At 47.1% G+C, this 19,917-nt stretch carries 14 protein-coding genes; all 14 read left to right on the top strand.

The window, feature by feature from the left end; all coding sequences use genetic code 11:
• Nucleotides 1-2: 2 nt before the first annotated feature.
• The 14 genes from QFZ81_RS27420 to QFZ81_RS27355 all read left to right on the top strand — a co-directional run bounded on the left by QFZ81_RS27420 (nucleotide 3) and on the right by QFZ81_RS27355 (nucleotide 19,867).
• Complete coding sequence (locus tag QFZ81_RS27420; RefSeq protein WP_307439510.1) at nucleotides 3-1,031, top strand: Gfo/Idh/MocA family protein; 1,029 nt, start codon at nucleotides 3-5, stop codon at nucleotides 1,029-1,031.
• A 33-nt stretch (nucleotides 1,032-1,064) separates the two neighbouring features.
• On the top strand, nucleotides 1,065-2,057 hold the full coding sequence (locus tag QFZ81_RS27415; RefSeq protein WP_307439513.1) for a hydroxyacid dehydrogenase: 993 nt from the start codon (nucleotides 1,065-1,067) through the stop codon (nucleotides 2,055-2,057).
• A 42-nt stretch (nucleotides 2,058-2,099) separates the two neighbouring features.
• Entirely contained in the window at nucleotides 2,100-2,948 is an 849-nt protein-coding gene (locus QFZ81_RS27410) for a zinc-dependent alcohol dehydrogenase (RefSeq protein ID WP_307605443.1), read from the top strand.
• 612 nt (nucleotides 2,949-3,560) lie between these two features.
• Complete coding sequence (locus QFZ81_RS27405) at nucleotides 3,561-4,760, top strand: glucuronate isomerase (RefSeq protein WP_307605442.1); 1,200 nt, start codon at nucleotides 3,561-3,563, stop codon at nucleotides 4,758-4,760.
• A 121-nt stretch (nucleotides 4,761-4,881) separates the two neighbouring features.
• The gene (locus QFZ81_RS27400) at nucleotides 4,882-5,838 is read left to right on the top strand and encodes an ABC transporter permease (RefSeq protein ID WP_307439519.1); all 957 of its coding nucleotides are present in this window, start codon (nucleotides 4,882-4,884) and stop codon (nucleotides 5,836-5,838) included.
• 28 nt (nucleotides 5,839-5,866) lie between these two features.
• Nucleotides 5,867-6,736, top strand: coding sequence for a carbohydrate ABC transporter permease (locus QFZ81_RS27395; RefSeq protein WP_307439521.1), 870 nt, complete (start codon nucleotides 5,867-5,869; stop codon nucleotides 6,734-6,736).
• A gap of 28 nt (nucleotides 6,737-6,764) precedes the next feature.
• Nucleotides 6,765-8,333 (top strand): extracellular solute-binding protein, encoded by a 1,569-nt coding sequence (locus QFZ81_RS27390; protein WP_307605441.1) that lies wholly within the window; start codon nucleotides 6,765-6,767, stop codon nucleotides 8,331-8,333.
• A gap of 426 nt (nucleotides 8,334-8,759) precedes the next feature.
• Nucleotides 8,760-10,334 (top strand): type 2 periplasmic-binding domain-containing protein, encoded by a 1,575-nt coding sequence (locus QFZ81_RS27385; RefSeq protein ID WP_307439524.1) that lies wholly within the window; start codon nucleotides 8,760-8,762, stop codon nucleotides 10,332-10,334.
• A 168-nt stretch (nucleotides 10,335-10,502) separates the two neighbouring features.
• Nucleotides 10,503-11,525, top strand: a complete 1,023-nt coding sequence (locus QFZ81_RS27380) for a glycoside hydrolase family protein (protein WP_307605440.1) — start codon at nucleotides 10,503-10,505, stop codon at nucleotides 11,523-11,525.
• 15 nt (nucleotides 11,526-11,540) lie between these two features.
• Nucleotides 11,541-12,503 carry a Gfo/Idh/MocA family protein gene (locus QFZ81_RS27375; RefSeq protein WP_307439530.1) on the top strand — a complete coding sequence of 321 codons (963 nt, stop codon included), beginning with the start codon at nucleotides 11,541-11,543 and terminating at the stop codon, nucleotides 12,501-12,503.
• Nucleotides 12,504-12,521: 18 nt separating this feature from the next.
• On the top strand, nucleotides 12,522-14,651 hold the full coding sequence (locus QFZ81_RS27370; protein WP_307605439.1) for a TIM-barrel domain-containing protein: 2,130 nt from the start codon (nucleotides 12,522-12,524) through the stop codon (nucleotides 14,649-14,651).
• A gap of 64 nt (nucleotides 14,652-14,715) precedes the next feature.
• The gene (locus QFZ81_RS27365; protein WP_307605438.1) at nucleotides 14,716-15,735 is read left to right on the top strand and encodes a response regulator transcription factor; all 1,020 of its coding nucleotides are present in this window, start codon (nucleotides 14,716-14,718) and stop codon (nucleotides 15,733-15,735) included.
• Nucleotides 15,732-17,567: a cache domain-containing sensor histidine kinase gene (locus QFZ81_RS27360; RefSeq protein WP_307605437.1), complete on the top strand. Its 1,836-nt coding sequence runs from the start codon at nucleotides 15,732-15,734 to the stop codon at nucleotides 17,565-17,567. Before QFZ81_RS27365 ends, QFZ81_RS27360 begins: the two co-directional genes overlap by 4 nt.
• Before the next feature lie 11 nt (nucleotides 17,568-17,578).
• Nucleotides 17,579-19,867 (top strand): glycoside hydrolase family 95 protein, encoded by a 2,289-nt coding sequence (locus QFZ81_RS27355; RefSeq protein ID WP_307605436.1) that lies wholly within the window; start codon nucleotides 17,579-17,581, stop codon nucleotides 19,865-19,867.
• Nucleotides 19,868-19,917: the final 50 nt, after the last annotated feature.

Genomic DNA, 19,917 nt, shown 5'->3' with positions numbered 1-19,917 from the left:
CCATGCTGCAAAAATTGCGATTGGCTGTTGTTGGATTAGGACGCGTATCGAAGTCCCATCTTCCGGCAGTACGGGAGCTGACTGATAAAATTGAGCTGGTTGCGCTGGTAACCCGCGATGAAGGTAAACTGCAGTCGGAAGCAGAAAAGTGGGAAGGGGTGAAAACCTATACTTCCTATGATGACGCGGTCAATGATCCGAATATCGACGCTTTCCTGCTGCTTCTGCCGCATGATATTCACGCGGAATATTCGATTAAGGCGCTTCGTGCCGGCAAGCATGTGCTGGTTGAAAAGCCTATGGCGATGAATGTGCAGGAAGCAGAGGAGATGGCAGAGGCTGCGGAAGCAAATAACGTTACCTTAATGATCGGGCAAAGCCGCCGTTTTTATAAACCGGTGATGGAATCGATCCGTCAGGTGAGAGAGAAGGCTATCGGCGATTTGATCAATATCAACGCGATGCTTCTGGCGCATATGGATAAGCCGGCAGCAGATTGGTGGAAGGACGAATCGAAAATTGGCGGATTTATTATTCCGCTTTGGGGAAGCCATATTCTTGACTATATGCTATGGGCTTACGGCAGAGCCCCCCAGTCGGTCTATGCGCAAGGACATTCCAACAACCCGAATTGGATGGGGGAAGATGAAGTCGCCATTTCCATGAATTTTGGCGAAGGCCGGATGGCGAATGTGTGGATGTCGTTCAACGCGGGCTGCCGCCCGACGGATGAAGATGGTCTTACAGGAAAGCGTATATGGTCTACGCAGAACAGCATTTACGACCGGTATTTAATCGGGTCGAACGGCTTGCTGCATCTGAAAGACGAATATGAGCTTAGTTTGAATGGAGAGAAGCTGGAAACTTGTGAAACCACCTTTTCTAATTTCACATGGCAGCTTGAGGAATTTACCGACGCCATACGAGAGGGACGTCAACCTCTGGCTTCAGGCCGGGAAATCATCCAGGTAATGAAGGTCATCGATGGTTGTTTTGAATCGATGCGGACTGGTCAGGTTGTGCAGCTCTAATCCTTGATGGGAAAACGAAGGAGGACTTTTGCAATGAAGTTAAAAACCTTGGTGCTTTCACCGCAATCTCGTTTGGATGAAGTATGTTCAGAGGCGTGCCGTGCGAGAATATATGACTATTTCGAACCGGTCTGGAATGAGACGGGACGCGACTATACACAAGAAGAGTTATCAGCGCTGGTTGCGGATGCTGAAGTGATTATTTCCAGTTGGGGATCCCCCAGCCTGACAGAAGAAATGCTAGAGAAGGCCGTCAAGCTTAGAGCTATTGGCCATGCGGCCGGAACTGTGAAGAACCTTGTTCCGAAGCAGATTTTCTCTCGAGGAGTCAAAGTATTCTCTGCAGCTCCGAGGATCGCGTTAAGTGTAGGAGAATATTGCTTGGCGGCGCTGCTAACATCTCTGCGGTATTTGCCTGCTTTCGATTCCACGATGCGGGAAGGGAAATGGAAGATTCCCGGTTTGAAGGGAAGAGAGCTTACCTGCAGCACGGTCGGCATCATTTCGGCTAGCTCTACGGCTCGCGCTTTTATCAAGCTGCTTGCGCCGTTTCAAGTCAATGTTCTCATTTACGATCCCTATTTGACGGAAGATGCGGCAGCACGGTTGAATGCTAAGCGGGCTACATTAGAGGAAGTAATGGGCTGCCCCATTATTTCGGTGCACGCGCCGAAGCTTCCCGCTACGGAAAGAATGCTAACCCGTGAATTGTTGGCACTTATTCCGGATGGTGCGGTCTTCATTAACTCTTCCAGAGGTCCTGTGGTGGATGAGCAGGCATTTATGGAAGGACTTCAAAGCGGACGATTCTTTGCAGCACTTGATGTATTTGAGAAGGAGCCTCTTGCTGTGGATCATCCTATCCGGTCGCTGCCGAATGTGCTTCTATCTCCCCATATTGCCGGAGCTTCTGTACAAGGCCATCTTGCGTTGATGGAAGAAGTGGTTGAAGACATCATCAGAAGCCAGCGAGAAGAAAAGACGACATATGAAGTGAACGAGAAAATGTGGGAAGTCATGGCCTAACAGGTCGCAGAGTCCTTTTATATCGGAAGGAGAAATACTCAGATGGTTAGAAAAATGTCCGTTCCTCCTATGGAATTGGTTGATTATGATGGCCCCGGAACGCAGATGTGTGCGGTTATGGATGCAATCGGAGAGATTAGTGTCAGACGGGCTTTAATTCCGGAACCCAAGGAAGGCGAAGTACGCGTCAAGGTCAAGTGGGTCGGTATCTGTGGAAGTGACGTTGAGGTATTCCGTGGTGCGCGCGAGCCTGAATTTATTTCGTACCCTACCAGGCTGGGACATGAAGTTGCAGGGGTTATTGATAAGGTCGGTCCTAATGTGATTGGTGTCAAGGAAGGCGATCATGTAGCTTTACGGTACGTTTGGGGTGCTTTTGCCGAATATGTATGCTGCACCCCTTTTTCCCTTAAGGTTTTGCCCAAAGACCTGCCGTTAATCGAAGGGTCACTGATTGAAGTGCTTCCGGGCATCATCCATGCAGCAGAGCTCGGGGACATTTCTCCTAATAAGAACGTGCTGATCACTGGGCAAGGCGTCAGCGGTTTAGTGATGACTCAAGTCATAAATATGTTTAGCCCGAGAAATTTGGTCGTAACGGATTTGTTTGACGAAAAACTGGCGCTAGCACGCAAATATGGCGCCACGCATACTTATAAAATCCCTCATGAACATGCGGATACCATGGATATCGTGGGAGCAGACTTCCCGGATGGCTTTGACGTGGTCATTCCTTGTCTTCTGGAAGGAGCAGGTATGGTAGACGCTATTAATGCAGCAGCGCAGAACGGACGTATTGTAATGTACGGCTGCATCGGCACCTGTCACAAACCGGTTGATTTCTTCAAGGTTCATAAAAAACGGTTGGATATCCTCTTCTACGGAGCCTAAGCGGGACATCGATAACCGACGCTACTTCGATGAAGGGCTGAGGCTGGTCCTTGACGGGTTAGTTAACACCGAGGAAATGATTACTCACGTCGTTCCCCTCGCGGAAGTCGCCAGGGCATTCCAATTGAGGAATGAACATAAAGGAGATACCATTCACGTCATGATTGACTGTGAGGTCAAATAGCATGAAGACAAACCGCCTTAAGGAAACCTCCTTAAGGCGGTTTATTTTTTTGAAATGGATGTAGCCAATTCATATTCATATTGTTGCAAAGGTGCAACAACACACATGCAGTACACAAAGCTGTAAAGATATTTTTCATCGTTGCAAATGCAAGGGGATGTGAAATCGTGTCTGTAACAATGTATTTCATCTTTACAGACGAGAAGATGGCGGCTTGGTATCTATCCGAGCGAGTGATAGCAAAGAGAAGTTAGTTCCCCATCCTCGAGCGTACGGCATTAGACAAGAACCTGGCCATCGGCCAGGTTTTTTTATCTCGTGATCGGAAGCCATCATAAAAAATCACAACCCAGCGGAAGTTACCCCATGGAACAGATGGGGTAACCATTGTACCATCAGGACATAGTTGTTATAGAGGAGGATAAGGAATGAATATGGAGATGAAACACGGTAAGGAAGCTTTTGAGGAACGTATCATGCAGCTGCCTGTTTTGGATACTCACACCCACCTTGTGGGGGATCGTCTCTGTGCTAGCGACTTCTGGGAGATTGCGCATTATTTCTGGCTGTTTCGCGAGCTGCAGGCTGCCGGCTATCCGGCGAATGCCATGGAGCTCCCGGAGGATATAAGAATAGCTGCCTTTTTGGAAGCTTATCATGGATCAAGAAACACGATGATGAATGTGGTGTTGACCCAAATTTTCAAAAATCTATATGGCATTGTGATCAGCGACGCTGCCTCAGTACTGAAAGCAGACGCCGCAGTCAAACAGACTGCGCAAAGCGCCACGTGGGCACAAGAGGTCGCAGACCGGATGAACGTCAGCAGATTCGTCGTGAATATACCCGAGCATGCGGAGTTCCAAGGCATGCGAGAGAACGCCATACTGATCCCGCGAATTGACGGTAAATTGGGCGGGTGGGTCAAAGAAGTTGAGTTGTCGCATAACCCGGCTGAGGCATTCGCTCAAGCGCGTGAGAAACTGACTCAGCTATTGGACACATACAAGGAAGCCGGTTATGCGGGCATCATGACGACATTGCCGAGCTATGAAGCCAGGGCGAACCGCAAGGTTGTGATCGGGCAAGGCAGCACCAAGGATGAGATATTAATGATGCTTCTGCACGAATTAGGTGCTGCAGCTGAGCAGAGGGGACTTCTCATTCAGTTGTTTCTCGGCGTGGAACGTTCCTGGTGTGGAACAGCCACTCCGGTCAATGACCCGGCCCGTATCTTGAAGCTATCTGCTTTGTTTGAAGCCTATGCCTGTACATTCGAGCTTGTGGTGGCCTCAGAGCTCAACAATCTGGATATTGTGCAAGCGGCATGGAATTTTCCAAATGTTCATGTGGGCGGACATTGGTGGTTTAACTTTCGGGCAAGTACATACCGAGATAGTATGCAGTACCGGTTAGAAGCGCTTCCGGCAATCAAAAGCTCGCTCATTGTATCCGATGCCCGCTGTATGGAGTGGAGCTATGGCAAGATATTACTTGTCAAACGGATTGTGAGCGATTTCCTGTGGGGGCAAGTAGAAGCTGGCTGGATTGATTATGACACGGCCTTATTTGTAGCTGAGAATTGGCTGTATGGAAGTGCAGCAAAGCGCTATGGCATCGCTCATTGATTCTATTTTACCAATCGTAAAAAAACACAAAGCGCTATAAGTTTCACCATCGCTACCTCCGGACAACCCAAGTAAGATGAAGAAGACAAATTGAAGCAGCATACAAGAAGGGGAGGAAACTATGGCCAGTAAAATACAGCCATCCGATCGAACGGTTTACGATTTCTCATCGCAGAGTCAGAAATGGGCTTTTGTGCGAAAGCATTGGCCAATTTATGTGATCTCATTACCGGGAATTATTTATTTCTTACTTTTTAAATATATCCCGTTATTCGGTTCCGTCATCGCGTTTCAAAACTACAACATTTTCAAAGGAATTAAAGGAAGCAAATGGGTAGGTTTAGAAAACTTCCAACGAATGTTCGAGTATACAGATTTCCTTCAGATATTGAAAAATACGATATTAATCGGTATTTACGATATGTTCTTCGCTTTTCCGATTCCGATCCTATTGGCTCTTCTCATCAATGAAGTGAGAATGATGATGTATAAGCGGATTGTTCAGACCGTGGTCTATATGCCGCATTTCCTGTCATGGGTCATCGTAGGCGGAGTTGTTGTAGGGGTATTATCGCCATCCACCGGAATCGTTAATCATTTGCTGTCCTTATTTGGCGTCGAGCCCATTTATTTCTTAGGGGAAAATACCTATATTCGGACCATTCTAATCAGTTCTGGGGTGTGGAAGGATAGCGGTTGGGGCACCATCATCTATTTGGCCGCAATTGCTGGCATCAATCCCGATCTGTATGAAGCTGCACAAATTGATGGAGCCAGCCGGATTCGTCAAGTGTTTTCCATCACGATTCCGAGTATTCTACCAACGATTGTTATTCTATTCCTGCTTCAAATTGGCAACTTTCTCGATTTCGGTTTCGAACGCGTCTTTGTATTTCTTAACCCGCTTAACAATGAGAATGGGGAGATTATCGATACGTTTGTGTACCGGGCAGGTCTTGTTGATCGGCAATATAGCTACACGACCGCCATTGGGCTGTTCAAGTCGGTTGTGGGTCTTATGTTGATCATGATCAGTAATACATTTAGTAAAAAGATGACCGGGGAAGGTTTGTACTGATACGGAAGGAGACCGGAGGTGAATCGCTATGATTATGACAAGAGGTCATAAAATTTTTAATTTATTCAATATCATTTTGTTAGGTATCATCGGATTGAGCATGGTGCTTCCCCTTATTCACATTATTGCACAGTCATTAAGTAATAACACTGCTATTAATGCGGGTAAAGTATCGTTGTGGCCAGTTGGCTTTACACTGGGGAGTTATAAACTTATTTTACAGGACCCGACCATATGGCTTGGGTTTCGAAATAGTGTCATTATTACGGTTTTTGGAACCTTGATCAACCTGTTTATGACAACAACGCTTGCTTATCCGTTATCTAGACCTGAATATTTGTTCCGTAAATCCATTCTGGTGATGGTGCTGTTTACCCTTATTTTCAGCGCACCGTTAATTCCGAACTATTTGTTGGTGAAACAGTTAGGGCTTCTTAATACACTTTGGGCTTTAATGCTTCCTATGGCGATAAGTGCTTTTAATTTATTCGTGATGCGTTCATTCTTCCAGAACCTGCCGACGGAGCTGCTGGATTCGGCAAGAATTGACGGATGCGGAGAGTTTCGGATATTGTGGAATATTGTACTGCCTCTTTCTAAACCCGCTATGGCTACGATGGGCATCATGTATGCAGTGGGTCATTGGAACCGTTATGCCGAGGCCGTGTTTTATATCGATCATCGCAATTGGATTCCGCTGCAAGTGCGGCTAAGAGAAATTGTATTTACAGATCAAATGGGGCAATCGGACGTTTCTTCGGAATTAATGCTATTACTATCACCGGAAGGGATTAAGATGGCGGTCATTGTCGTGGCTACGATCCCCATCCTATGTGTATATCCGTTCCTGCAAAAGCACTTTATCCAAGGGATGATGGTGGGTTCAGTGAAATCCTGATATTTTCAATAGGAAAGAAGGGGTTCTTTTGAAAAAAGCTACATGTGTCGCGCTCGTCGCTGTATTGTCTGTCGGTACTTTAGCGGGCTGTTCAACGGGAAAGACCGATCAGCAACAAGCAACGCCCACAGCCACAACAGCGGCAAAAAAGGCAGCGACCAAGTTTTCTATTTCATATCCAACCACGACTAACACTGGCTACCACACTCGTGTTGACATTAACAATGACAAATGGGTGAAGAAATTGGAGGAGCTGACGAATACCGATCTTACGCTTAGAGTAACGGAAGTAAACAAGATGGGCATCTTGTTCGCGAGCAGTGACATTCCTGATGTGGTTGGGAGCTTGGGCACAGCGACAGATAAAGCGATGTCTGGTTCTGTAGAAGCAGGGATGTTCTTGCCACTGGATGACTTGCTGAAACAGAATGCCCCTAATTTAATGAAAACAGTACCAAAGGAAGCGTGGGACGCCGTATCCTATAATGGGAAGATTTATGGTATCCCCAACTGGTTAGAGAATCCTTCCAGACGTGCAACGTTTATTCGTACCGATCTGCTTGAAAAGGCAGGTTTACAGCCACCTAAAACAATCGATGAATTCCTGAACGTACTCCGAAAGTTTAAGGCAATAGGTGTTAAATATCCGTATGGTGCTCGTGAGAACTTGAAATATGCCGACACTGTTCTTGGAGCATTCGATGTGCTGCCTTATAAAGAACAATTCGAAGTTGTAAACGGTCAAGTTGTTCCTAAGTTTTTTGATGTGGAAAATATGACAAAAGCGCTTAACGTGATCAAGACCATGTTTGATGAAGGCTTGATGGCCAAAGAGTTCGCGACGACAACTTCGACCGATTGGTTGAAAAATATCCGCTCCGGTGATGTTGGTATCTGGTCCTCTAACTTAGTCAGCTTGAATGATTTCCGGACGAACATTCCGAACGCGGTGAAAGATGCCAAGATTGATGTTATCACTTCGCCGAAGGGACCGGATGGCAAAGGCGGTTATCTAATGTACCAGCCAGTGATTGGTGCTCATTACATCAACAAAAACGTGAAGCCTGATACGGCTGCAGACATCGTTAAATATTTCGACTGGATGACGTCAGAGGAAGCATTCAAGTTCTTTACTTTCGGTATCGAAGGCGATACGTATACGGTTGTTGACGGTAAAGTGAAGTATAAGGAACCGACCAACAAAGAAGAACAAGAGGAACAGGACCATCGCGGTACGCTGCACTCCTCCCATGAAAGTACGGTTAACCGTCTGAAAATGCAAACGGATCCTAATGGACCTTACATTTTGAATGCATTTGACAATATTTTAGCGAAGGAAGGGTTATCAGGTATTGGCTTTTCGCCTAATCTGGAGGCCGATGCCAAGTACCCTGATGCTGCTTCACCAGGCTCGGATGCTGCGCCGAAGATTATTATGGATCATATGATTAAAATGATTTACGGCAAGGAACTGATTTCCGACTGGCCGAAGGTCATTGAAGAGTATAAAACCAAAGGCGGAAACGAGATCATTAAAGAAGCGACGGATCGTTACAATAATAAAAAAGGTGTGCTTTTTTTGGGTAAGAAACAGTAAAGGTAAGTCGATAAAAACTGCCCCATGAGCGGGCAGTTTTTTGTTTTTTTGGTGGAGTTTTGCTGATGAGCCAAGAGGTGTAAAAACCGGTGAAACGCCAAAATAGCGCCCCCACGTTCCGCGTACCGGCCTCGCATCAGCATGATCACCGAAATAGCGGCTCCTTGTTCCTCTCGATCCTCAGATTAGCAGCTTATATGTCAGAAATTACTCCACAGTGTCACCATATACTTAGCGGAACATAGATACCGTTGTGTTCTGACTTCGTTCATGCTAACGTTCAGGTGTTCAGAAACGGCTGTGTTTAATCGTATAAAATGACATAGCGTCTTAAATTTATACATACAGGAAATGACAACTTTTCGTTATGATACATACAGAGTCGTGAAACCGCTTGCACTTTGAAATGGAAAGAAGGGGTGTTATATGAAAAAAACAATCAGTCTTACCCTGGCTGTCATGCTGACAGCTTCTGCTTTAACCGCATGTTCTACTGATGGTAAGGTAGCCGGAAATGCTTCACCACAGCCATCGGGTAACGTGAAGAAAGCACCAGTTAAGTTCTCGATGCTTTATCCAACGACAGTCAGTACGGGTTACCATACCCGAGTACCTGATTTGAACAAGGATAAATGGATATTGAAGCTTGAGGAGTTAACGAATACGGATTTGGACGTCAAGGTTGTGGAGGATGCCAAATTCGGCGTTATGTTCGCAAGTAACGATATTCCCGACGTTGTTGGCAGTATCGGCGGTCCTGGCAGTAAGTCGATGTCCGGTTCTGTAGAGAACGGTGTTTTCATGCCGTTGGACGAGCTTTTGAAGCAGAATGGACCGAATTTGTTAAAAGTGGTACCCAAAGCAGCTTGGGATAGTGTTTCGTATGAAGGGAAGATTTATGGTGTTCCTGAATTTTTGAGCAATCCATCCCGTCGTTCCACGTACATCCGTACGGATTTGCTGGAGAAGGCCGGGCTTCAAGCACCTAAAACCGTAGATGAATTTTTGAATGTGCTGCGGGCATTTAAGAAGATGGGTGTAGAGAATCCATATCAAATGAGGGAAAACTTCAAGTATGCGGATGTTATCTTAGGAGCTTTCGATGTTTTGCCTTATAAGGATCAATTTGAGCTGGTAAATGGTCAAGTTATCCCGAAATTTTTCGATGTAGAAAATGTTCAGAAGGCACTCACCACATATAAAATGATGTATGACGAAGGTTTGATTCCAAAGGAATTCGCAACCATCACTTCTACCGATTTTACGAAAAGCATTGAGTCGGGCAAAGCGGGAATCTGGTCGCAAAATGCTTCTGGATTACCAGGCTACCGTACGAAGGCCCAACAAGCTGTTCCAGGGGCAAAAATTGATATTATTCCCTCACCTAAAGGGCCGGAAGGAAAAGGCGGATATTTCTATTATGCACCTGTCATTCGTTCCTTCTTCGTTAATAAAAATGTGAAGCAAGAAACAGCTGCGGGAATTATTAAAATGTTTGATTGGATGGTTACTCCGGAAGCTGAAACTTTCTTTACCTTCGGAATTGAAGGCGATACTTACAACAAGGACAGCAGCGGCAAAATTACTTATAAATTCCCGACGACGAAGGAAGAAACAGATGAAGAAGGGTTCCGCAGCGGAACGATGTGGGCGGTACATGACTCCACTTACAATAAACCAAGACTGCTGCTGAACGAAGATGGAAAAGCGACCTTGAAAGCATTCGATGAGGTTCTATCGAAGGAAGGGTTGGCCGGCATCGGATTTTATCCTGATTTGAGCAGCTTCGCTAAGTTTCCGGATCTTGCAGCTCCCCAGCCTGACGTAGGTCCGAAAATCATTATCGATCACATGATCAAAATGATTTACGGCAAAGAACCAATCACCGATTGGCCGAAGGTGATCGAAGAGTATAAAGCCAAAGGCGGCAACGAAATTATTAAAGAAGCGACTGAGCGCTGGAACAAGAAACAAGGCGCGATTATGATCGATACGAAATAAGCTACCATTTGAAAGGGACATCCTTCACGCAGAGTATCCTGCGGTGGGATGTCTTTCCCTATGATAAATCGTAAAAAAATACATACTTATCTTAATTTTATCCTTACTGCTGGAGCGAATTAATTTCTATAATGAAGGCAACAAATCAATGGAGAGGTGAGTGTCTGAATGGAAAGTATCGCAGAACGTATGCTGCCCGCGCCTCGCGAAGGCGGATTTCGGATGGAAGGTTATTGGGTATGGTGCGGTTCGGTTATTCGGGGAGAGGATGAACGCTATCATATGTTTGCTTCTCGTTGGCCCAAATCGCTGCCCATACATCCTGGTTGGTTGGTTGCTTCAGAAATTGTGCGGGCGGTTTCGGATACCCCGGAGGGGCCTTATGCCTTTCAAGAGGTCGTTCTGCCGGCTAGAGGAGCCCAGTATTGGGACGGGCGCAGCACGCATAATCCACATATCACCAAATTCGGAGATAAATATCTTCTTTACTATATGGGTTCTACGCACCCGCTGCCAGATGTGGTCCCCGGTGATGGATTTGGGTTGGAAGACCCCCGTTGCATCGTAGCACGTTCGAATAAACGAGTGGGTCTCGCTGTGTCGAGCAGTGTTTTCGGGCCTTGGGAAAGAAGCGATAACCCGATACTCCCTGTGCGCCCAAACCGGTTCGATAGCTATTTGACCTCCAATCCGGCACCTTGCTTACAGGAAGACGGTTCCGTGCTGCTTGTCTACAAAGCTCGTCAATATGAAGGTAATCTTCATGGGAAAATGACGATCGGGGCAGCCGCAGCAGATAGCTATCAAGGACCTTATCGCGTATTAACAGAGGAGCCTATTTTTCCGCCGGATCAATTTCATATCGAGGATCCTTTCATTTGGAAGACGACGGAAGGGTATGAGCTCTTGGCCAAGGATATGGAAGGAACTCTTTGTGGGGAAAGGCATGGAGGCATTCACGCTGTTTCTCCGGACGGGCTGAAATGGCAATTGTCTGAGACGCCAAAGGCTTATTCACGTACGGTTCTGTGGGATGATGGAACGGAGCAGACGATGGGCAATCTGGAACGGCCTTTTCTGTTATTTCATGACGGAAAACCGACGCACCTGTTCGCAGCAGTTGCCGATGGACCTGGGGGATTTCGCAACGCAGCGAATACTTGGAATATGGTTATTCCATTGAGGCCTTAGGGAGGTAGTTTAAATATGAAAGCTATACTGGTTGGTTTGGGTTCTGCTGGGTTCAGTTGGTATAAACGTTTAAGAGATAAAGGATTATTAGCAGCCGTTGTTGAGGTTGATATGGCTATGAAAGAGAAGATGAAGGATGATCCGTTCCCTTTCTACACGTCATTAGAAGAAGCTTTGCAAAACGAGCAGGCGGATTTTCTTGTTAATGTGACTTCGCCGATGATGCACACGGCTGTGAACCATGCGGCATTTGACCGTAAGCTGGCTGTTTTGTGTGAAAAACCGATTTCCTTTGATTATGAGGAATCCATTGAGGTCGTGGCTCGAGCTGCTCGAGAACACATCCCTTTTATGATCGCAGAAAATTACCGCAGGATGCCTTATATTCGTAAAATGAAACAGCTATTGGACGAGGGTGCAATCGGTACTCTTTCCTCGCTGGATATACAGTTCTACAGGTACCACCATGTGCAGCGGAGATATACCGTTAGTATCCTGGATGACATTGGTGTGCATCACTTGGATATGCTCCGTTATTTAACTGGAAGAGAAGGGAAATCGGTCCAGGCCAAGCTGTACAATCCAATTGGCGCTTGGGAAGAGGAAGGGGCTGTTATCAATGCTTATGCCTTCCTTGAAATGGACAATGGTATCACAGCTGCCTACAACGCATCCATCGCTGCAAGAGGGACAGAGACACCGTGGAGCGGCAATTGGAGAATTGAAGGAACGAAAGGGGCTATGGAAGTAATCGATAAGGAAATCCGCCTAATTCGGGACGGAGAAGTTTTGCTTGTCGATGATATTAGCGGAGTGGATGAAACGGATACACTGGCTGAATTTTTGGCGTCACTTCAGGAGGGGCGCGAAGCGGAAACGAGCGGCAGGGACTATTTGAAAACCCAAGCGCTTGTTCATTACACGAAGCTGGCAAGTGAATCCGGTCAGACGAAGGCCATTGAGGTTCCAACTCTATAGATGAATGGGGAAACTAGCATGGAAATAACGAATTGGCAACAATCGGCGCCTGGTGTATGGCGCCTTACGATCGGAGAACCGCAAGGAATTACACCGCTCTCATTGATGGGCGTTTCGCCGAAAGCCGAGGCTCTGCAGCAAATGCCACAGGTACAGCCGCCTTTTGCCTGGGAAAGTATTCAACTTGAGGAAGCAAGTGGCTGTCTCATTCTGTCTATTCCGCTTGATCGAACTGAAAAGCTATACGGGACAGGCCTTCAGTTATTAAGAATGAATCAACGGGGAAGAAACCGTTATTTACGTGTGAATAGCGATCCCAAGCAGGATACGGGTGAGACGCATGCTCCTGTGCCTTTTTACGTAAGTGATCTCGGGTATGGCGTATGGGTGGATACTTCACGGATCGTTACTCTGTACTGCGGGTCAACCATGATGCAGGAGGAAACGCAAAGCGAGGATATTCGTGATCGCAACACCGATAAGGGATGGAAGGCAACCCTAATCGCATCGCGGGTGGAGATTCGGATTCCCGTCGAAGGTGCAGACGTGTATTTAATTGGCGGACCAACCCTTTCGGATGTGGTGGCTAGATATAATTTATTCTGCGGTGGCGGCACACTGCCCCCGAAGTGGGGACTTGGCTTCTGGCACCGTGTTCCGACGCTGTATACAGATCAGCAAGTGCTTGAAGAAGCGGAGCAGTTCCGCCTGCACGATATTCCCTGTGATGTGATCGGGCTCGAACCTGGTTGGCACAGCCAAAGCTACCCAGTCAGTTACGAATGGGAGAAAAGCCGATTCCCTGAGCCCGATAAATTCGTGAAGGCTTTGGATCAAAGCGGCTTTCGGGTGAACCTATGGGAGCATCCCTTCGTTTCACCAAAGAGTGAGCTGTACGAGGAACTGAAGCCGCTTTCGGGGAGTCATTCGGTATGGGGCGGGCTTGCGCCGGACTATTCGCTGCCAGCAGCTGTGGAGCTTTATAAGAAGCAGCATGAAGAGCAGCATGTCAATATCGGAGTATCCGGTTACAAGCTGGATGAATGTGATGGCAGTGACTTGACCAACAATTCCTGGATGTTTCCAGGACATGCGCAGTTTCCATCCGGTCTGGACGGCGAGCAGATGAGACAAATGTACGGGTTGATGTTCCAAAAAATGACGGCTGAATTGTTTCGCAGCAAAAATCGGAGAACGTACGGACTTGTTAGAGCTTCGAATGCCGCAGCCTCAACGATGCCTTATGTCTTATATTCGGATCTCTATGATCATAAGCAATTTATTCGCGGTCTATGCAACGCTTCCTTCAGCGGGCTGCTCTGGACACCGGAGGTTCGCAGAGCCCGAAATGCCGAAGATTGGGTACGGCGAATGCAAACGGTATGTTTCTCGCCACTCGCGATGCTGAATGCATGGGGAGATGGAACCAAGCCTTGGTCTTTCCCGGAAGTGGAAGGAACTGTCCGCCATTATATCAAGCTGCGGATGAGATTGCTGCCTTATTTGTATACGGCTTTCGCAACCTACCGTGAGCAAGGTATTCCTCCTTTCCGCGCAATGCCTTTCGTTATGTCAGCATCAGAAATCGCGGAAGCCGAGGCGATGTATACCGAAGCAGCTGAACAAACCTTGAATACGACAGATGCTGCTTACGGCAAGAAAAAAGTAAGAGAATGGGATGACCAATACATGTTCGGCGATGCATTGTTAGTAGCTCCACTGGTTGAAGGAGAGTCTGAGCGGGAGGTCCTACTACCATCCGGAATCTGGTATGGATTAGAGACAGGGGAACGCTATACCGGTGGATGCATCATTCGCGTTCAAGCAGGCTTGGAGCGTATTCCGGTATTTGTTAGAAACGGGTCCGTCATTCCGATGATGCCTGCGCTAGCGCATGTCCCACCCCTAGGTACGCGTGTTCCGCTTGAAATCATTCATTTCGGTGATGGAATGGGTGAAGGAAATCTGTACGATGATGACGGAGAATCGTTCGATTATGAACAAGGTAAGTTCGGCTGGTGGAAGGCGGCAGTCACGCAAAATGCAGCTGGCGTCTACTCCGGGGAACTCATAGGGACTGACGGGGAACCGACATCCTTCAGTTCCGTCACGTGGCGTTTCGCACACAAGGGATTCCTTCCGTTGTAGAACCAATTTCCGTGAGTTATCATAATTGGATAGCGATTCTGAGAAACATAAGGGAGGTCTGGACATGCATGTACTGATTGTAGACGATGAACCTGTCATTCGCAGAGGAATGGTAAAGATGGCGGAAATGTACGCACCTGCTTTCTCGAAAATACAGACGGCTGAGAACGGCGTGGCTGCTTTAGAGCGGATTCGCGCCTGCGAACCTGATCTTGTGTTGACGGATGTTCGCATGCCCAAAATGGACGGATTGGAGCTCTGCAGAATCATTCAAGAGGAATTTCCTCAAATTAAGACCGTTGTAATATCCGGTTATAGTGACTTTGAATATGCCCAAAAAGGCATGAATTATGGTGTTCGACACTATATGCTGAAACCGGTTACCAAATCGGATGTGCATGGCATGTTGGATCAATTGATCAAAAAGCCATCACGCAGCTATATGCCGCCTTCCCGTTATATCGAGTGGATCGATCAAATGGAACAGCAAATTTGGGCTTTGCAAATGGAGGAACTAAGCAGCTTAATCAGCCGCTGGCGTGAATATTGCCTATCTGCCAATTTATCGTTGGCCCAGCTTAAGGAGCTATTGGATGATTGTAATGCGCTTCTTGTCAAGCGCTTTCAAGGCCGCAATTATTCCCCTTCCCCCGTGCAAGCTCACTTGCAGGCGGATAGTGTGAAGGAAGCCCTTGAAGCGTTTGAGAAGGGTTTGTTTCAAATGGCGAAAGGACTTCAAGACGTTCGAAGCGGCAGCTTCAAAGATCCAATGGAAGAGGCCAAAGGCTTTATCGACAGCAGGTTGTCAGAGGACATTTCGCTGGATCAAGTCGCTGCGATGGTCGGATTGACACCTACCTATTTCAGCTCGCTTTTTAAAAAAGTAACGCATGAGACCTTTGTTCAGTACCGGATCAAAAAAAGGATGGCGAAGGCGAAGGAAATGCTGGCTATCCCTTATGTCCGAATCGTGGATGTAGCCTCCGATGTCGGGTATGACGATTACCCCCATTTTACGAAAACCTTCAAAAAAATTGTTGGCGTTTCGCCATCTGAATATCGCGCAGGGCTCGGTATCAAATGAAGATTAGAGGTTTAACGAAAAAGCTATTCGTCTATTTTCTAATTGTCATTATCCTATCTCTTAGCAGTGTCGGTATTTTCTCTTATATGACATCTTCCGATGAATTAGCCGAAATGGTCGAGAACCAAATGAATCAAATCGTCGGAAACGCGGTTCATCATACGGATCTGTATTTGAAAGACTATGAGCGCTCCATTGTCTCTATTTTGACGAACAGGCAGGTTATGGAGTTTATTGATCTGAAGGCGAATCGGGAGGAATATGACTTTTTTACCTATCGGAAAATGATTCTCGAAACGAGTGTTGATCCGTTATTTATTCGCAACCCTAAATTAGCTTCTGTTTATTTGCTCAGCGATAAGCTGAATGCGGTCTATTACTATAATGGTGTGAACGAGCAATCCTTCAATGCGGAGGATAAACGGAAGCAGCGGGAATATTTTCTCGCCAATACAACGGCTGACGGAAAATTAAGTATTTTAAACCACACCATTATTGAAGGTCAAGAGAATCAAATGCTCACGCTAGTCCGTCGAATTCGAGGCTTCACCTCGCCTGAATTGAATGGCTTGCTTGCTATTGAGATGAGATCCGCTGATTTGTCTGCTCTATGGAAAGGGATTGATTTAGGTAAATACGGGTACCTGTTTATCATGGATGAAAAAGGTCGTTATATCTATCATCCAGATGGAAAAAAAGTCGGTTCAGATGTTCCGAAAGCGTTCGTGGAGAAGCTGCAAGAGGCTGGGACTTCTTCCTTCATCGACAGCAGTGAGGGGGATCAGCGCATGTATCTAAGCCGCAAATCCGATTATTCGGGTTGGCAGCTTGTTGTCTCCATGCCGCTTCACGAACTGCGTAAACCGGTGGCTAACATCCGTTCGACAACGCTTGTAGTCGGGTTATTTACACTGGTATTAGCGATCTTACTTGCTTATAGATTCGGTAAGTCGATTACCAAGCCGATTCAAGTACTTAAATCAGGGATGCGAGAGACAGAAAAAGGAAATTGGGCGACCATTCCGCTCCCCTCTCACAGGGACGAAATTGTCGAACTCATGGTACGTTATAACCTGATGGTCAATCGGCTATCTGAAGCGGTTGATCGTGTGGTTCAGGTCGAATTAAGCAATTCAGAAATTCGGATGGAGCGGCAGAAGGCTGAGTTTCAATCTCTTCAGCTGCAAATCAATCCTCATTTTATGTACAACACACTGGAGACGATTATCTGCTATGCCACGATCCAGGATTCAGAGGAGATATCCGAAATCGTTAAGGCGCTGGCTTATATGCTGCGATACTCGGTCCAAACCAATCTGGAGGAAATTACGGTTGCGAACGAGTTGAAGCACGTTCTGTATTATTTGGTCGTACTGAGGCATAGAATTGGCCGGGAGTTCGAGATTGATGTTGCGATTAAGCCCGAATATTTGCTTCATGTCATGGTTCGGCTGACCCTTCAGCCTCTGGTCGAAAATGTGTTCCAGCATGCATTTCCGGAAGGATTGGAAGATTATCATTTCATCCGAATCGACGGAGGGGTAGAGGACGGAATCTTCTGGATCAGTGTAGAGGATAATGGTTCAGGGATGTCGGAGACACAACTTACGCAGCTCCAAGAGAAGTTGAGCACAAACAGACTGGCAGATGCTGAAATAGATGAAGCGGGTAAAAAAGGCGGTATTGGCGTGCTGAACGTCCATCGCCGAATTCAAATGGTTTATGGGGAGAATTATGGACTAAGGATTGAAAGTGTGGCTGAGCAGGGAACTAAAGTGATCATGGTGATGCCAGCATCGCCTAAACGTTATGAAAAACTAAATCCTGTATAGGGGGCATAAACTTGAACAATCGTGAGAAACTGTGGTACCTTCAGCCTGCTAAGATATGGGTAGAAGCGCTTCCGATCGGTAACGGTCGACTAGGTGGGATGATTTTCGGTCATGTCCAAGAGGAAAGGATTCAATTAAATGAAGATTCTATCTGGTACGGAGGTCCCAAAGATGGAATCAACCCCGATGGTTCTCGATATTTAGAAGAAATTCGGGAGCTGCTTTTTGCCGGAAACGTTGCGGAGGCCACGCGATTAACGCGAATGGCGCTCTTTTCCACACCTAAATATTACAACCCGTATCAGCCTTTGGGAGACCTAAGGCTTTATTTTCATGACCAGAAAGGCGAAGTTGAAGCGTATCGGCGAGAATTGGATTTGAAGCAAGCCATCGCTCGTACAACCTATAGGATTAACGGAGTTACCTACCGTCGTACGATGTTTGCCAGCTGCCTTGATCAAGTGATGATGATTCGATTGGAGTGCGATCAGCCAGGCAAGCTTAATTTCTCTGCGAATCTGAATCGCAGACCATTTGAGGGGGAAACCGGCGCATTGTCGGAGGATAGTATTTGGATGGGCGGAGAATGCGGGAAGCATGGTGTTGAATATGCCTGTGTGTTGAAAGCGAAATCCCAAGATGGTCATGTGTCCGTGATTGGCGACTTCCTGTCTGTGGAAGGGGCTAGCTCTGTGACATTAGTACTTGCTGCAGCCAGCACATTTCGAGAGGCTGATCCATTAGCAGCATGCAAGCTTCAAATTGATGGCGCCGATCGGTTCAACGCTGACGAAATAGAACGCCGCCATATTCAAGATTATCAGGAATTGTACAATCGGGTGAGTTTACGTTTGACGGTAAACGATCCGTTCAATGATTTGCCAACGGACGAGCGGTTGAAGTTTCTACAAGAGGGTCATTCGAGTATGGATAGCGGTTTGGCGGAGCTTTACTTTCATTACGGCCGTTATTTGTTGATCGCCAGCTCCCGACCGGGATGTCTGCCTGCGAATCTTCAAGGTATTTGGAATGACAGCTTTACGCCTCCGTGGGAGTCTAAATATACGATTAATATCAATACACAAATGAATTATTGGCCGGCTGAGGTTTGCGGATTATCGGAATGCCATGAACCGCTGTTCGACCATATCGAACGGATGCAGGTCAGCGGTCGGCAAACGGCGCGCGAGCTGTATGGCTGCTCGGGCTTTGTCGCTCATCACAACACGAACATATGGGGAGAGACACGGCCTGAAGGGTTGTTTCCGACATGTGTGATTTGGCCGATGGGTGCTGCATGGCTAAGCTTGCATGTATGGGAGCATTTTGTGTTTACTGAAGATATGGATTTTTTACAGCATAGAGCCTACCCGATCTTGAAGGATGCTGTGGCATTTTTCGTTGATTATTTGGTGGAATCGCCAGATGGACAGCTTGTGACGGGACCCTCAGTGTCCCCAGAAAACGTGTATGTATTGGCGGATGGAACCAGAGGGGCATTGACCATGGGGCCTTCTATGGATACGCAGATAATCCGTGAGTTGTTCGCGGCATGTAAACGGAGCAGCCTCCTGCTGCAGGTCGATAGTGAGCTTCGTGAGCGGCTCTCCGCGCTGCTGGAGCGGCTGCCTCAGCCACAGATTGGCAAACACGGACAAATCATGGAGTGGTTGAACGACTATGAGGAGGATGATCCAGGTCATCGGCATATTTCACAGTTGTTTGCATTGCATCCGGGAACCCAAATCAACCCGCATCGCACACCGGAATTAGCCAAGGCAGCTGCAGCCACACTGCAGCGCAGGTTGGAAAACGGAGGAGGGCATACGGGTTGGAGCAGTGCGTGGATCGTCAATATGTTTGCAAGACTCGAAGATGGCGAACAATCGTATGCGCATTTGAGTCACATGCTGCGCAAATCAACGTATCCCAATCTCTTTGATGCGCATCCTCCTTTTCAAATTGACGGGAATTTCGGTGCTACGGCTGGTATTGTTGAGATGCTGCTGCAATCCCATGCCGATGAGCTGAACTTACTTCCTGCGTTGCCGTCGGCGTGGTCAGAGGGAGAAGTGAGAGGACTTAGGGGGCGCGGCGGATACGTCGTCGACTTGAAGTGGATCGATGGGAAACTCTCGGAAGCGATCATAAGCGCAGCGAAGGATGGCTTATGCAGAGTCCGTACACGTCATGCGGTTCTGGTCCGCTGCGGGGGAGAAGACATCGCGCTAAGTGAGGATCAATCGGTTGTAGAGTTTCGTGTTGAAGCGGGTAAAACTTATGAGCTATATAGAAAATAATCATTGAGACTTGTAGGGACGGGCATCTAATTCCAGTTATTGTCATTCAT

This window comes from Paenibacillus sp. V4I9 (assembly GCF_030817295.1).
In the GTDB taxonomy this organism is placed as follows: Bacteria; Bacillota; Bacilli; order Paenibacillales; family NBRC-103111; genus Paenibacillus_E.
Note: the sequence above shows the minus strand (reverse complement) of the source record. Positions and strands in the feature narration are given on the sequence as shown.